The sequence below is a fragment of the Micromonospora sp. 050-3 genome, assembly GCF_046549335.1.
GTDB lineage: Bacteria > Actinomycetota > Actinomycetes > Mycobacteriales > Micromonosporaceae > Micromonospora > Micromonospora trifolii.
Map to the genome: position 1 here is coordinate 1,150,204 of NZ_JAJPVX010000002.1, position 13,915 is coordinate 1,164,118.

12 protein-coding genes are annotated in these 13,915 nt (G+C 71.7%); 9 read left to right on the top strand and 3 right to left on the bottom strand.

Annotated features, from left to right (window positions below):
* The first annotated feature begins 217 nt into the window (after nucleotides 1-217).
* From mfd to ACLJOK_RS20380, 4 genes are all read left to right on the top strand, one after another.
* Nucleotides 218-3,856 (top strand): transcription-repair coupling factor, encoded by a 3,639-nt coding sequence (gene mfd, locus ACLJOK_RS20365; RefSeq protein WP_410820302.1) that lies wholly within the window; start codon nucleotides 218-220, stop codon nucleotides 3,854-3,856.
* A 115-nt stretch (nucleotides 3,857-3,971) separates the two neighbouring features.
* A complete protein-coding gene (locus tag ACLJOK_RS20370; protein ID WP_410820303.1) occupies nucleotides 3,972-4,727 on the top strand; it encodes a hypothetical protein in 756 nt (251 codons plus the stop codon).
* Nucleotides 4,728-4,729: 2 nt separating this feature from the next.
* Nucleotides 4,730-5,716 carry a nucleoside triphosphate pyrophosphohydrolase gene (locus tag ACLJOK_RS20375; RefSeq protein WP_410820304.1) on the top strand — a complete coding sequence of 329 codons (987 nt, stop codon included), beginning with the start codon at nucleotides 4,730-4,732 and terminating at the stop codon, nucleotides 5,714-5,716.
* Nucleotides 5,717-5,823: 107 nt separating this feature from the next.
* Nucleotides 5,824-7,443, top strand: a complete 1,620-nt coding sequence (locus ACLJOK_RS20380) for a DUF885 domain-containing protein (RefSeq protein WP_410820305.1) — start codon at nucleotides 5,824-5,826, stop codon at nucleotides 7,441-7,443.
* A 23-nt stretch (nucleotides 7,444-7,466) separates the two neighbouring features.
* On the opposite strand, the gene ACLJOK_RS20385 is transcribed toward ACLJOK_RS20380, so the two are convergent.
* The gene (locus tag ACLJOK_RS20385) at nucleotides 7,467-7,754 is read right to left on the bottom strand and encodes a hypothetical protein (protein WP_410820306.1); all 288 of its coding nucleotides are present in this window, start codon (nucleotides 7,752-7,754) and stop codon (nucleotides 7,467-7,469) included.
* A gap of 132 nt (nucleotides 7,755-7,886) precedes the next feature.
* Nucleotides 7,887-8,582 carry a hypothetical protein gene (locus tag ACLJOK_RS20390; protein WP_410820307.1) on the bottom strand — a complete coding sequence of 232 codons (696 nt, stop codon included), beginning with the start codon at nucleotides 8,580-8,582 and terminating at the stop codon, nucleotides 7,887-7,889.
* 213 nt (nucleotides 8,583-8,795) lie between these two features.
* Between ACLJOK_RS20390 and eno the strand changes: the two genes are divergently transcribed.
* The 4 genes from eno to ACLJOK_RS20410 are packed head-to-tail and all read left to right on the top strand — an operon-like array spanning nucleotide 8,796 to nucleotide 11,875.
* A complete protein-coding gene (gene eno, locus ACLJOK_RS20395) occupies nucleotides 8,796-10,079 on the top strand; it encodes a phosphopyruvate hydratase (RefSeq protein WP_238679742.1) in 1,284 nt (427 codons plus the stop codon).
* A 32-nt stretch (nucleotides 10,080-10,111) separates the two neighbouring features.
* Complete coding sequence (locus tag ACLJOK_RS20400) at nucleotides 10,112-10,750, top strand: FtsB family cell division protein (protein ID WP_238679743.1); 639 nt, start codon at nucleotides 10,112-10,114, stop codon at nucleotides 10,748-10,750.
* 34 nt (nucleotides 10,751-10,784) lie between these two features.
* On the top strand, nucleotides 10,785-11,342 hold the full coding sequence (locus ACLJOK_RS20405) for a DUF501 domain-containing protein (RefSeq protein ID WP_410820308.1): 558 nt from the start codon (nucleotides 10,785-10,787) through the stop codon (nucleotides 11,340-11,342).
* Nucleotides 11,339-11,875, top strand: coding sequence for an amino-acid N-acetyltransferase (locus tag ACLJOK_RS20410; protein WP_410820309.1), 537 nt, complete (start codon nucleotides 11,339-11,341; stop codon nucleotides 11,873-11,875). Before ACLJOK_RS20405 ends, ACLJOK_RS20410 begins: the two co-directional genes overlap by 4 nt.
* On the opposite strand, the gene ACLJOK_RS20415 is transcribed toward ACLJOK_RS20410, so the two are convergent.
* Nucleotides 11,876-12,766: an alpha/beta hydrolase family esterase gene (locus ACLJOK_RS20415; RefSeq protein WP_410820310.1), complete on the bottom strand. Its 891-nt coding sequence runs from the start codon at nucleotides 12,764-12,766 to the stop codon at nucleotides 11,876-11,878.
* Nucleotides 12,767-12,863: 97 nt separating this feature from the next.
* On the opposite strand from ACLJOK_RS20415, the gene ACLJOK_RS20420 reads away from it, so the two are divergent.
* Entirely contained in the window at nucleotides 12,864-13,904 is a 1,041-nt protein-coding gene (locus ACLJOK_RS20420; RefSeq protein ID WP_410820311.1) for an ArsR/SmtB family transcription factor, read from the top strand.
* Nucleotides 13,905-13,915 lie beyond the last annotated feature (11 nt).

The following is a 13,915-nucleotide window of genomic DNA, read 5'->3' on the forward strand; positions in this document are numbered from 1 at the left end:
CGAAACCCGACCACGCCTGCCGGCGGCGGTCAAGATCCCCTGACAGCGGCCGGGCTCGATCCCAAGATCTTCAGGGATGCGGGGTGACGCGCGCGGCGCGGACCTGGGCGGAAGGGGGTGGCTGTCGGTCGACGGGGCTAGGCTTGTTGTCGTGCACCCCCCGTCCGGCTGGACGAGGGGCCGCCGTCGTGTGCGTCGACTCCCCGAAAGGTTTCCCTTGCTCACCGGTCTGTTCACCGCCGCACTGGCCGACCCCGGGCTGACCCGGGCGCGTGACCTGGCGCGCTCCGGTGCCGCCCAGGTCGACGGCCTCGACATCACCGCTCCGGCGGCGCTGCGCCCCTTCGCCGTCGCGGCGGTCGCCGCGGACAACGACGGCGCCGGGCGACCGGTGCTGGCGGTGACCGCCACCACCCGGGAGGCCGACGACCTGGCCGCCGCGCTGGGCGGGTTGCTGCCGGCCGAGCAGGTGGTTGTCTTCCCCTCCTGGGAGACGCTGCCGCACGAGCGACTGTCCCCCCGCTCCGACACTGTCGGCCGGCGGCTGGCCGTGCTGCGCCGGCTGGCCCACCCGGAGGCGTCCGACGCGCACGGCGGCACCGGGCCACTGCGTGTGGTGGTGGCCCCGGTCCGTTCGCTGCTCCAGCCGCAGCTCAAGGGGCTCGGTGACCTGGAGCCGGTGCAGCTCGCCGCCGGCGAGGAGGCGGACCTGGAAGAGGTCGCCCGCCGGCTGATCGACATGGCGTACGCCCGGGTCGACCTGGTCACCAAGCGCGGCGAGTTCGCGGTACGAGGCGGCATCCTGGACGTCTTCCCGCCCACCGACGAGCATCCGTCCCGGGTCGAGTTCTGGGGCGACGAGGTGGAGGAGATCCGCACCTTCGCCGTCGCCGACCAGCGCACCATCGAGCAGGTTCCGCTGCTCTGGGCGCCGCCCTGTCGGGAACTGCTGCTCACCCCGGCGGTCCGCGACCGGGCCGCCGCGCTCGCCGAGCAGCACCCCGAGTTGGCCGAGATCCTCGACAAGCTGGCCGAGGGCATCCCGGTGGAGGGGATGGAGTCGCTGGCCCCGGTGCTGGTCGGCCCCGACTCGCTGGAGCTGCTGCTGGACGCCATGCCGGCCGGCACCCACGTCCTGCTCTGCGACCCGGAGCGGATCCGCACCCGGGCGCACGACCTGGTGCGTACCTCTGAGGAGTTCTTGCAGGCCAGCTGGGCCGCCGCCGCGGTCGGCGGCCAGGCACCGGTCGACGTCGGCGCCGCCGCCTTCCGCACCCTCGGTGAGGTACGCGCCGCCGCGGGCAAGCTCGGCCAGCCGTGGTGGACGCTGTCCCCGTTCGGCCTCGTCGAGGGGGAGACCGCCGAGACGCGGCAGCCCTGGGAGGACGCGCCGGAGCAGGCCGCCGTCACCCCGGACGACGCCATCGCTGTCACCCTGTCCGCCCAACCGGCGCCGCTCTATCACGGCGAGACCTCGCGGGTGGTCGAGGACCTCAAGCGCTGGGCTGGCGAGGGTTGGTCGATCGCGCTGGTCTTCGAGGGGCACGGCCCTGCCCAGCGGGCTGTGGAGGTGCTGCGCGACGCCGGCCTGGGTGCCCGGTTGACCGAGGAGGTGCCGACCGCGCCCGTCCCCGGCGAGCTGGTGGTCACCTGTGGCGCGCTGGGCAGCGGGTTCGTCGACGAGGCGTCCCGCTTCGTGCTGCTCACCGGCAATGACGTGACCGGCGGTCGGGGCACCTCGACGCGGGACATGCGCAAGATGCCGAGCCGTCGGCGCAACACCATCGACCCGCTGGAGTTGAAGACCGGCGACCACGTGGTGCACGAGCAGCACGGCATCGGCCGCTACGTCGAGCTGGTGCAGCGCACCGTCAACGGCGCCAGCCGGGAATACCTCGTCATCGAGTACGCGGCCAGCAAGCGGGGCCAGCCCGGCGACCGGTTGTTCGTTCCGACCGACCAGCTCGACCAGCTCTCCCGCTACGTGGGCGGCGAGCAGCCGACCCTGCACAAGATGGGCGGCTCGGACTGGCAGAAGTCCAAGGCCCGGGCCCGCAAGGCGGTCCGGGAGATCGCCGCACAGCTCATCCAGCTCTACGCCGCCCGAAAGGCGTCCAAGGGCCACTCGTTCGGCCCGGACACGCCGTGGCAGCGGGAGCTGGAGGACGCCTTCCCCTGGCAGGAGACGCCGGACCAGCTCGCCGCTATCGACGAGGTCAAGCGGGACATGGAGCAGACCGTCCCGATGGACCGGCTGATCTGCGGTGATGTCGGCTATGGCAAGACCGAGATCGCGGTTCGGGCGGCGTTCAAGGCGGTGCAGGACGGTAAGCAGGTGGCGGTGCTGGTGCCGACCACCCTGCTGGTGCAGCAGCACTACAACACGTTCGCCGAGCGGATGAGCCAGTTCCCGGTCGAGATCCGGCAGCTGTCTCGGTTCCAGACGCCGAAGGAGACCGAGCGGACGCTGGAAATGGTCGCCGACGGCACCGTCGACATCGTCATCGGCACGCACCGGCTGTTGCAGACGGCGACCCGCTTCAAGCAGCTGGGTCTGGTGATCGTCGACGAGGAGCAGCGCTTCGGTGTCGAGCACAAGGAGCACCTGAAGACGCTGCGCGCGTCGGTCGACGTGCTCAGCATGTCGGCCACCCCGATCCCGCGCACCCTGGAGATGGCGATCACCGGCATCCGGGAGATGTCCACCATCGCCACCCCGCCGGAGGAGCGGCACCCGGTGCTCACCTTCGTCGGCGCGCAGGACGACCGGCAGGTGGCCGCGTCCATCCACCGTGAGCTGCTCCGCGACGGGCAGGTCTTCTACCTGCACAACCGGGTCGAGTCGATCGACCGGGCGGCACGGCGGCTGCGAGAGTTGGTGCCCGAGGCGCGGGTGGCGGTGGCGCACGGCCAGATGGGCGAGGACGCCCTGGAGAAGGTCATGGTCGGCTTCTGGGAGAAGGAGTTCGACGTCCTGGTCTGCACCACGATCGTCGAGTCGGGCATCGACATCCCGAACGCCAACACGCTGATCGTGGAGCGGGCCGACCTGCTCGGCCTGTCCCAGCTGCACCAGATCCGGGGCCGGGTCGGCCGGGGCCGGGAGCGGGCGTACGCCTACTTCCTGTACCCGCCGGAGAAGCCGCTCACCGAGCACGCCCACGAGCGGTTGGCGACCATCGCCCAGCACACCGAGTTGGGCGCCGGCATGTACGTGGCGATGAAGGACCTGGAGATTCGGGGCGCCGGCAACCTGCTCGGCGGCGAGCAGTCCGGGCACATCGAGGGCGTCGGCTTCGACCTGTACGTGCGCATGGTCGGCGAGGCGGTTTCCGCGTTCAAGGGTGAGCGGCCCGAGGAGGAGGCCGACGTCAAGATCGACCTGCCGGTCGACGCGCACCTGCCACACGACTATGTGAGCGTGGAGCGGCTGCGCCTGGAGATGTACCGCAAGCTGGCCGAGGCGCGCGACGAGGAGCGGCTGGGCGAGGTGATCGCCGAAATGACCGACCGGTACGGCGAGCCGCCGGCCCCGGTGCAGAACCTGGTGGAGGTGGCCCGGTTCCGTCTGCTGGCCCGCCGCTACGGCCTGTCCGACGTGTCCATGCAGGGCAAGCACGTACGGTTCGGCCCGCTGCCCCTACCGGATTCGAAGCAGTTGCGGCTCAAGCGCTACCACCCGGATGCCGTCTACAAGCAGGCCACCGACCAGGTCAGCGTGCCCCGACCGGCCACCCGCCGGATCGGTGGCGAGCCGCTGCGTGACCAGGCGCTGCTCCAGTGGTGCGCGCAACTGCTCTCCGATGTGCTCGGTGCCCCCGCCCCACTTGCCGTCGCGGCGGGCGCGAACGCCTAGCCTGCGGTGTGCTCTGGACCAGGGGCGGTCGCGCGTCGACGCCGCCCCTGGTCGGGGGATCGGCGAAGGTGGGGGGCGTCACAACCCCGGGTGACGGCGTGAGAGAGTGACGGCTATGCGTGCTCGCCGTCTTGCCGCCGTCGCCACTGTGGCGCTCGGCCTCGTCGCCCTCTCCGGTTGCCGTGCTGAGCCTGGTATCGCCGCTTACGTCGGTGACCAGCGCATCACCGACGTTCAGGTCACCGCCGCGATGAAGGACCTGCGGACGAAGAACCCGGCGCCGGAGTCCGCCGCCGCCAGCGGGCAGCCCGCGGCGCCGCAGCCGACCCTGCCCAAGGTGGCGGACGTGGTTCGGGCCATGGTGCTGACCAAGGTGTGCGAGAAGCTCTCCGCCGAGAAGAACTACCAGCCGCGCGGCCAGGTGACGGCCGAGCAGGCCGCCCAGCAGCTCGACCTCGACCCGGAGACCGGGCACGTGCGGGAGGTGGCGAAGTTCTTCACCTGCCTGTCCGGGTTGCCGGCCGAGCCGGTTGAGCCGACCAAGGAGGAGCTCGCCGACGTGATCGCCGCCGGGCGTGCGGCCGGCAAGATCCCGGCCGAGGTGACCGACGAGGCCGCTGTCCAGCAGCTCGACGGCGAGCAGCTGCGCGGCGCGCTGGCGACCAAGAGGATCCTGGCCGAGGCGGTCGGTCGTTATGACGTCACAGTCAGCCCTCGGTACCGTCCGCTTGAGTTCCCGCTGCTCAGCTTCAGCGATGACGTGCCTGCGGTGAGCGTGCCGTTGGGTGAGCCGGGCTCCGACGCGGTCACCGACATTTCCACCCCGGAGGGGCCGACCGCGACGCCGGAGGCCGAGGGCACGGCCAGCTGAGCATGACCGCACGGATCGTCCTCCTGGTCACCTCACCCCGGTTGCCCGCCGGTCTGTTGACCTCCGCGGCCTGGGATGTCGTACGCCAGCACCCGGTGTTCACCGGCGCGGCCAGCGAGTTGACCACGGCCATCCGTCAAGCGGGCGCCGAGGTCACAGTGGTGGACGGCCCGGCGACGCAGCCGTTGCTGGACGCGGTGGCGACGCACGGCACCGTGGTGTGGCTGGCCGGTCCGGCGGGTGACGAGGCGCTGGCTCGGGAGTTGGGTCTGCGGCTGGCCCGGCAGCCGGGGTTGGCCGAGATGGAGTTGATGTACGGCTCGTGGGATCCGCCGGGTGCCCGGCTGCTCGACGCGGTGGCAGTGCTGGATCGACTGGCCTCTCCGGGTGGCGATCCGTGGAAGCGGGCGCAGACGCACCGCAGCCTCGCCGGTTACCTGCTGGAGGAGAGCTACGAGGCGTACGACGCCATCAGCGCCGACGACACCGACGCGCTGCGCGAGGAGTTGGGCGACGTGTTGTTGCAGGTGGTGCTGCACGCGCGGCTCGCCGAGGAGTTGCCCGAGGATGAGCGGTGGACCATCGACGACGTGGCTGGTGGCCTGGTCGACAAGATGATCCGGCGTAATCCGCACGTCTTCGCCGGCGCCGAGGCGGGCACCCTGGAGGAGATCACCGAGAACTGGGAGCGGATCAAGCGCGCGGAGAAGGCGCGGCACTCGGCGTTGGACGGTGTGGCCCTGAGCCAGCCCGCGCTGGCCCTGGCAACGCAGATCCTGGACCGCGCCGCCCGCAGAGGCATCGACGTCCCGCTCCCACCGGCCGACACCCAGGCGGATGCCGAGGCAAGGCTGGGCGCCGACCTGCTGGCAACGGTCGCGGCAGCCCGCGAGGCGGGCATAGACCCCGAAGCAGCCCTCCGCCGCATCACCCTGGCCCACGCCGAAGCCATCCGCAACGCCGAACCCCCACCCACCAGCCCGTGTTGATCATGAAGTTATTGCCCCGACACGCCGAGGTGGATGGCAACAACTTCATGATCGACGGAGTGGGCGGAACCGGCGGCGGGGCGCACGGCGGTCGGTAGGGTGGGGCGGTGGAAGCGTTTGAGGTGCTGGCTGAGCGGGTTGTCGAGGCTTTACTGGAGTCACGGCCGGGGGTTGCCACCGCCGCCGGGGACCACCGGTTCGACGACCGGCTGCCGGACCTGTCCGCCGACGGGTTGACCGCCGATCGGGCGATGCTCTCCGACGCGGCCAACGCACTGTCCGAACTGGACCCGGACTCGCTCGACGTCGACGAGCAGGTCGACCATGCGCTGCTCGCCTCATTCGTGGATCGGGAGCTGTTTGAGCTGACCGAGATCCGGTCGCACGAGTGGGATCCGCTGCGCCACAACCCCGGCCCGCTGCTGCACCCGCTGCTGGCCCGTCCGTACGCCCCCGCGGAAGTGCGGCTGACCCAACTCGCCGGCCGGCTCGCCGCCGTACCGGACGCCCTCGCCACCGCCCGTGCGACGCTGCGGGACATGCCGCGAATTCACGCGGAGACGGCGGTCGGGCAGTTCACCGGCACCGCCGCGCTGATCCGCGACGAGCTGCCACCGTTGCTCGCCCAGGCGCCGGGCCACCTCGACCGGGTCGAGCCGGCGGCCACCGCCGCGATCGCCGCGCTGGAGGAGTTCGTCGCCTGGCTGCGCACCGGCCTGGCCGCCGATGCCGGCCCCGGCCGTGACCCGAGACTGGGCCGGCGCCGCTGGGAGGCCCGGCTCTGGCACACCCTCGACACCGAGTTGGGCGCCGCCGAGATCCAGCGTCGCGCCTGGGCCAACCTGGATCGGGTCACAGCGGAAATCCGCGAGGCGGCCGTCGAGCTGGTCGGTGGTCCGGCCGACGACGCGACAGTACGTCGGGCGCTGGACCTGCTCGCCGCCGAGCACCCGAACGACGCGACGATCGTCGAGCTGGCCGGGGTGACACTGGACGAGGCGACCGACTTCGTCCGCGCACACGACCTGGTCACTCTGGTCGACGACCGGTGCGTGATCCAGGAGATGCCGGAGTTCGCCAGGGGGGTCGCTGTGGCGTACTGCGACGCGCCCGGCCCGCTGGAGACCGCCGCCCTGCCGACCTTCTACTGCATCGCGCCCACCCCGTCGGACTGGTCGGCGCAGCGGGTCGAGTCGTTCTACCGGGAATACAACGACCACATGATCCGCAACCTCACGGTGCACGAGGCGATGCCCGGGCACTTCCTCCAGCTCGCCCACGCCCGCCGCTACGTCGGTGGGACGCGGGTCCGCGCGCTGGCCGAGTCCGGCCCGTTCATCGAGGGCTGGGCGGTCTACGCGGAGGAGGTGATGACGGGGCTCGGCTTCGGCGGTCTGCCGGTGCGGTTGCAGCAGCTCAAGATGCAACTGCGGATGACCATCAACGCGCTGCTCGACCAGTTGGTGCACGCCGAGGACCTGCCCGAGGCCGAGGCGATGGCGTTGATGACCGGGCGGGGCTTCCAGGAGGACGGCGAGGCGGCCGGCAAATGGCGGCGCGCGCAACTCACCTCCACCCAGCTCTCCACCTACTTCGTCGGATACAGCGAGGTGGCCGAGATCGCCGCCGCCCGCCCGGACGGGGTGTCGGTCCGCGACTGGCACGACGCGATGCTCGCCCACGACTGCCCGCCCCCGCGCCACCTGCGCACCCTGCTCGGTCTCTGAGGAGAAACGCCGGCCGCGCGGGTTCAGCGCCGCCCGGCGCTCACCGTCGCGTCGATGAGCCAGCGTGAGATGGAGTACGCGGGCGGCAGTTGCGCCGGTAGCGCATCGAGGCCGAACCACTGAGCCCTGGTCAGCTCCCGCCCGTCGACCACCGGTTCGGCCTGCGGGTCGACGGCACGGGCGGTGAAGCCGGCCACCAGCGCCCACAGCCCGGTCGGACCGGTGGCGTGCCGGACCAGCAGCAGCTCGTCAGCGTGCCCGGGCGGGCCGGGCCGTGCGATCGCCACCAGCACGGCGGCGGAGAGCTGCATCGGCACGTACAGGCCGCAGTCGGGGCACTGGCGGGCGGTCTCGCCGGGCCGGTCGGTCAGCTCCGCTCGGCAGGCGCCCGCCGGGCGGCGCTTCGGACGCGGACCTGCCGGGCGGCGCGGCCGGCGGGTCGGTCACGAGCCGCCGGGGCGGCGGTCGACGACGGCGGCGCCGGCGGGCGGTCCGAACGCGCCCTCGTCGACGGTCGCGGAGTAGTTGCTCAGTGCCAGCTCCATCGGCTTGCCGTCGACCGGCCCGGTGAAGCTGCCGAGCACGCCCTCGGTGGTCACGCAGGCGGTGAAGTCGCCGGACGACGAGCTCTGCACCGCGACGCAGGCGGCGTGGTGCCCCGCGACCGTGGTGTCACTCTGCTTGATGACCGCCTGTGGGTCGAGCGCGGCGGCGGTGAGCAGCCCGACCACCACCGGCGGCGTGACGAGGCCCTGCTGGTTGGCCTCGCCGAACAGCGTCACCGTGGGCTTGCTGCCCGGGGTGGGCGGGGTGATCAGCGTGCACTGCGGGCGGGCGCCGGTCGTCGTGCACCGGGTGATGGCCTCCGGGGTGACGGTGAGTTGCCCGCCCGGATAGGTGTACGTGGATCGCGCCGGGTCCTGCGCCTGCACGATCGCGGCGCGCTGGCCGCCGGGCAACTGGTAGTCGGCCGAGTAGGTCAACTCCAGTGCCCGATCGAGCCGGGCGGCGAGGTCGTTGACGAGTTCCGAGCGGCCCATGGCGACTCCGGCGTCCTCGAATGTCTGACAGCCGGTGACCGTGAGCGACGCGATGACCGACACGGCGAGCATGCGGAGGGTGGTCGAGGCGGCGGGCATGGCGACCAGCCTGGTGGATCTGGTCCGTGCAGCGCAAACCCGTTGCCGGTTGACGCCCGGAAATCCGGGAATGTCCGTCAGTGCGGGGTGACCCGGGTGCGCGGGCGACGCCGTGCCCGTTCGCGTCGCCCGATACGCTGCGTTCAACACCTGCCTCAGCCGCACCGTCGCGGCCCACCCACGGACGTGATCACAACAACGAGGAGCGACTTAGTGGCAACCATCGAGGGAATCGTCGCCAGGGAGATTCTCGACTCGCGGGGCAACCCGACGGTCGAGGTCGAGGTCGGTCTGGACGACGGCACGGTAGCCCGCGCCGCCGTGCCGTCCGGCGCCTCCACCGGCGCCTTCGAGGCGATCGAGCTGCGCGACGGTGACGCCGACCGCTACCAGGGCAAGGGCGTGGAGAAGGCGGTCTCCAACGTCGAAGACAAGATCGTCGACCAGATCATCGGGTACGAGGCCAGCGAGCAGCGGCTGATCGACCAGAAGATGCTCGACATCGACGGCACGGAGAGCAAGTCGGAGCTGGGCGCGAACGCCATCCTCGGGGTCTCCCTGGCCGTGGCGAAGGCCGCTGCCGGCAGCGCCGAGCTGAGCCTCTTCCGCTACCTGGGCGGTCCGAACGCGCACCTCCTGCCCGTGCCGATGATGAACATCCTCAACGGTGGCGCGCACGCCGACTCGAACGTCGACATCCAGGAGTTCATGATCGCGCCGATCGGCGCGCCCACCTTCCGTGAGGCGCTGCGCTCGGGCGCGGAGGTCTACCACGCGCTGAAGTCGGTGCTGAAGAAGAAGGGCCTCTCCACCGGGCTCGGCGACGAGGGTGGCTTCGCGCCGAACCTGCCGACGAACGCGGCGGCCCTGGACCTGATCGCCGAGGCTGTCGAGAAGGCCGGTTACCGGCTCGGCAGCGACATCGTGTTCGCGCTCGACGTGGCCGCCACGGAGTTCTTCGACAACGGCACCTACACGTTCGAGGGCGCCGCGAAGTCCGCCGAGGACATGAGCACCTACTACACGAAGCTGGCCGACGAGTACCCGATCGTGTCGATCGAGGACCCGCTGGCCGAGGACGACTGGAGCGGCTGGCAGACGCTGACCGCCTCGATCGGCGACCGGGTGCAGATCGTCGGTGACGACCTGTTCGTGACCAACCCGCAGCGCATCGCCCGCGGCATCGCGGAAAAGTCGGCGAACGCGGTTCTCGTCAAGGTCAACCAGATCGGCTCGCTGACCGAGACCCTGGACGCGGTGGACCTGGCCCACCGGGCCGGCTTCAAGTGCATGATGAGCCACCGCTCCGGCGAGACCGAGGACACCACCATCGCCGACCTGGCGGTTGCCACCGGCTGCGGCCAGATCAAGACCGGCGCCCCGGCCCGTTCGGACCGTGTCGCCAAGTACAACCAGCTGCTCCGGATCGAGGAGGAGCTGGCCGACGCGGCGCGCTACGCCGGCGCTGGCGCGTTCCCGCGCTACCGTTCGGCCTGAGACGCACGAAGCCTCGGGGGAGGGGTGTGACGATGCAGCAGCGCCGCACACCGGGTGGTCAGCGTCCCGCCCGCCGGCCGGGTCAGTCCGGTCGGCCGGGCGGCGGGCGCGCCACGCGGGGATCGGTCCGGGAGGCCGGCGTACGCGCCGAGCCGCGCGCCGCCGGTCGCGCGCCGGGTGCTGCCCGGGGCGCCGAAGGCGTGCGCTCCGCGAATCGTCCCGCCGCCGCTCGGCGTACCGCCGCCGCTGGTGCAGTGAAGCGGCTCGCCGCACCCAACCCCCGTCGCTTCACCGGTCGGGCCACAGTGCTGTTCGCGGTCCTGATCGCGCTCGCTCTGGCCTACACCTACCCGGTCCGGGTCTACCTGGACCAGCAGGCCGACATCGAGCGGATGGAGGCGGCCCAGGCGGTGCAGGAGCGGGAGATCGCCAAGCTCGCCGCCGAGGCCGCCAACTGGAAAGACCCCGAGTACATCAAGACGCAGGCCCGGGAGCGTTTCTTCATGGGCCGGCCCGGGGAGAAGATGATGGTGGTGCTGCACGACCCGGAGGGCGCCGCCCGGGACGCCGGGAAGTCGGCCGGTTCGGCCCCGCCGGCCGGGCCTGTGACCTGGTACGACACGCTCTGGTCGAGCGTGCGGGCTGCCGACAGTCAGCAGCCGGGCCAGTGATCCACCGACCAGCACACCAGGAGAGATGGGCACCGTGACTGTCGTACCACCGTCGGAGCCGGCGGCGGATTCCGTTCCCCTGCCGCAGCGCGAGCCTGCCACCGAGGCCGACCTGGCCGCGGTGGCCGCGCAGCTCGGCCGGACGCCCCGGGGCACCCGCGCGGTGGCCCATCGGTGCCCGTGTGGCCTTCCCGACGTGGTGGAGACGACCCCCCGCCTCGCCGACGGCACCCCGTTTCCGACGCTCTACTACCTGACCTGCCCCCGGGCCACCGCGGCGTGCAGCCGACTGGAGTCGGCGGGGCTGATGAAGGAAATGGCGGACCGGCTGACGACGGACCCGGAGTTGGCCGCCCACTACCGTGCCGCGCACGAGGACTACCTCACCCGCCGGGAGGCGATCGGTGAGGTTCCGGAAATCGCCGGCATCTCGGCCGGCGGGATGCCGGGCCGTGTGAAGTGTCTGCATGTGCACCTGGGCCACGCGCTGGGCGCGGGCCCCGGGGTGAACCCGTTCGGCGACGAGACGTTGGAGCTGGTCGAGCGCTGGTGGGCGGCGGGGCCGTGCGTGGACGTGCCGGCGGGCGAATGAGCGCGCACATCGGGTCCTCGGCACCCGAGAGTCAGATCCTCGTGCGGCGGGCCCGCACCGGGGACGTGTGGAGCATCCGGCGACTCGTCGACACCTACACCGATGACCGGCGGCTGCTGAGCAAGGCCACCGTCACCCTCTTCGAGGACGTGCAGGAGTTCCGGGTCGCGGTCCGGGCCGAGGACGACGTCGTGGTGGGCTGCGGAGCACTGCACGTCATGTGGGAGGACCTGGCCGAGATCCGCACGGTGGCGGTGGACCCGTCCTGCCAGGGCCAGCGCATCGGTCACCGGCTGGTCGGTGAGCTGATCGACGCGGCCCGGGAGTTGGGCGTGGCGCGGATCTTCGTACTCACCTTCGAGACCCGGTTCTTCGGCTCGTTCGGTTTCCGCGAGATCGACGGCGCTCCGGTGCCGCAGCCGGTCTACGAGCAGCTGCTGCGCTCGTACGACGAGGGTGTCGCGCAGTTCCTGGACCTGGAGCGGGTCAAGCCGAACACGCTGGGCAACACCCGGATGCTGCTGCGCCTGTAATCAGGCCTTGCGGGGGTGAGCGGTGAAGAACTCCCACATCAGGTCGGTGGCGGACAGCCCCGCGGAGGACGCGGCGAGTTGGCCCGTCGTCGCTCCCGGCCAGCTGTGGCCCATGCCGGCGATCGTGTAGACGCTGACCTCGCTGCCGTCCGCGCAGCCCGCCACCGTGTGCGTCACACCCGGCACCCCGGACGCCTTCGGGCTCGGCCGGCAGTTGAGCCGCTGCTGCCAGGTCCGCATTCCGTCCTGGAAGGTCGAGGCGTACCGGTCCTGGCCGCCGATGAAGGTGATCACGGAGACCGGGCTCTTCGGCACGTAACTGTCGGCCGTGGTCAACTTTCCGCTGTAACCACCGCTGACCACCCCGATCGCGGCGAACGTGCCAGTGCTCTCCACCGCAGCTCGGAAGCTCATGTCGCCGCCATTCGAGATGCCGGTGAGGAACACCCGGTTCGGGTCGGCGTGCCAGGTCTGCACCAGATGGTCGGTGAGGGCGTTGAGGAAGCCGACGTCGTCCGCGCTGCCGCAGCAGATCAGCGCGTTGAAACCGCCGCCCTGCCCATCGGGGTAGGCGACCAGCGCGTTGTCCTTGTCGGCCTTGGCGTCCAGGCCCGCCAACTCCCACATCGAGGAACCGGTGCCGGGATAGAAGTGCAGCGCGATGACCAGCGCGGAGGGTCTGGCCGGGTCATACCCGGGCGGCGCGTGCAGCAGGTAGGTGCGGTCGAGCCCGTTGTGCTTCAGAGTGAGCTGGTGGTCGCCGGCCGCCGGTCGTTCGCTCGACGCGGACGGTGTGGCTGGCGGGGCCGACGAGGGTTGCCCCCGCTCACCACAAGCTGCGGCCACGACGATGAGGCAGAGCCCCGTCAACACTGCCAACGTTCGCCGCACGCCGGTCACCCCCCGTCGACCCCGACGTCCACACTGGAGATCAATCAGGTGTGGATCAACCCTTTCGGTCCTGGCCGAAGGCAGGCAGGCTGTTGCCATGCTTCGCCTCCAGCTCGGGTCGGCCGACCTGTGCCGGGTGCGGTTCGCCGATCGGCTCCATCCGGTCGGGATCGCGCTGCTGGCCGGTCAGTGGCTGCGCGATCCCACTGTCGCGGCGATGGCGCCGACATTGGCCGAGCGGGCGGCGGCGGCCGAGGGCACGGCTGCCGCCCAGGCTGCCACCGCGGTCCTGCGGCACCTGCTGCCCGACCGGGGGCGCCTGCCGGACTTCGTCACGCCCTTCGACGGCCTGGAGTCGGTGCAGGCCGGTCTGGAGGCGATTCGGGCCACCCCGGCGCGGCGGGTCCGCGCCGAGGTCACCCTGGCGTACGCGGACACGTCGGCCAGCCCGCTGCGGCGGCGGTTCGCGGCGGCCGATCCGGAGGTGCTGGACCTGTTCGGCGGCGCCGTGCGGACCTGGTTCGACGCGGTGCTCGAACCGCACTGGGTCGAGCTGGTGTCCGCGTACCGTCAGCAGGTGACGGCTGCCAGCCAGCGGCTGGCGCAGCATGGCCTGGCCAGCCTCTTCGCCGGTCTGCATCCGGGAATCCGGTGGCGGGAGCCGGTGCTGGAGATACGGACGTGGTGGGACGGCGATCTTCCCGGCACCGGCCACGGGCTCATCCTGCTGCCCTCCCCGTTGGCCGGGCCGCGGCCCCGGGTGCTGGTCGAGCCGGGTTACCCGATCCTGCTCGTCTACCCGGTGGTGATGCCCGCGGGGAGGCCTCCCGCTGACGACGATGCCCTCGGTCGGCTGCTCGGCGTCACCCGGGCGCTGGTGCTGCGCCGACTGGCGGCCGACGGTGGGTTGACCACCACAGTGTTGTCCCGGGCGGTCGGGATCAGTCTCTCCTCGGCCTCGGAGCACGCCCGCGCACTGCGGACCGCCGGTCTGGTGACGAGCGACCGGGAGGGCGGCGCGGTCCGACATCACCTGACCGGCCTCGGGGCGGGGTTGTTGCGGGGCTCGTCGGGCGACCCGGGCGAGTCGTGGCCCACTGCCAACCAAGCCGCCGGGTGGCCGCCCGTCCTGCCGTAAGGTTGCTGCCG

Excerpts from the sequence above, each read along its gene's own strand:
- ACLJOK_RS20410 (WP_410820309.1), top strand. The coding sequence starts at position 11,339 with ATGAGCGCGCACATCGGGTCCTCGGCACCCGAGAGTCAGATCCTCGTG.
- ACLJOK_RS20375 (WP_410820304.1), top strand. The coding sequence starts at position 4,730 with ATGACCGCACGGATCGTCCTCCTGGTCACCTCACCCCGGTTGCCCGCC.
- ACLJOK_RS20420 (WP_410820311.1), top strand. The coding sequence starts at position 12,864 with ATGCTTCGCCTCCAGCTCGGGTCGGCCGACCTGTGCCGGGTGCGGTTC.
- ACLJOK_RS20385 (WP_410820306.1), bottom strand. The coding sequence starts at position 7,754 with ATGCAGCTCTCCGCCGCCGTGCTGGTGGCGATCGCACGGCCCGGCCCG.
- ACLJOK_RS20390 (WP_410820307.1), bottom strand. The coding sequence starts at position 8,582 with ATGCCCGCCGCCTCGACCACCCTCCGCATGCTCGCCGTGTCGGTCATC.
- ACLJOK_RS20370 (WP_410820303.1), top strand. The coding sequence starts at position 3,972 with ATGCGTGCTCGCCGTCTTGCCGCCGTCGCCACTGTGGCGCTCGGCCTC.
- ACLJOK_RS20400 (WP_238679743.1), top strand. The coding sequence starts at position 10,112 with ATGCAGCAGCGCCGCACACCGGGTGGTCAGCGTCCCGCCCGCCGGCCG.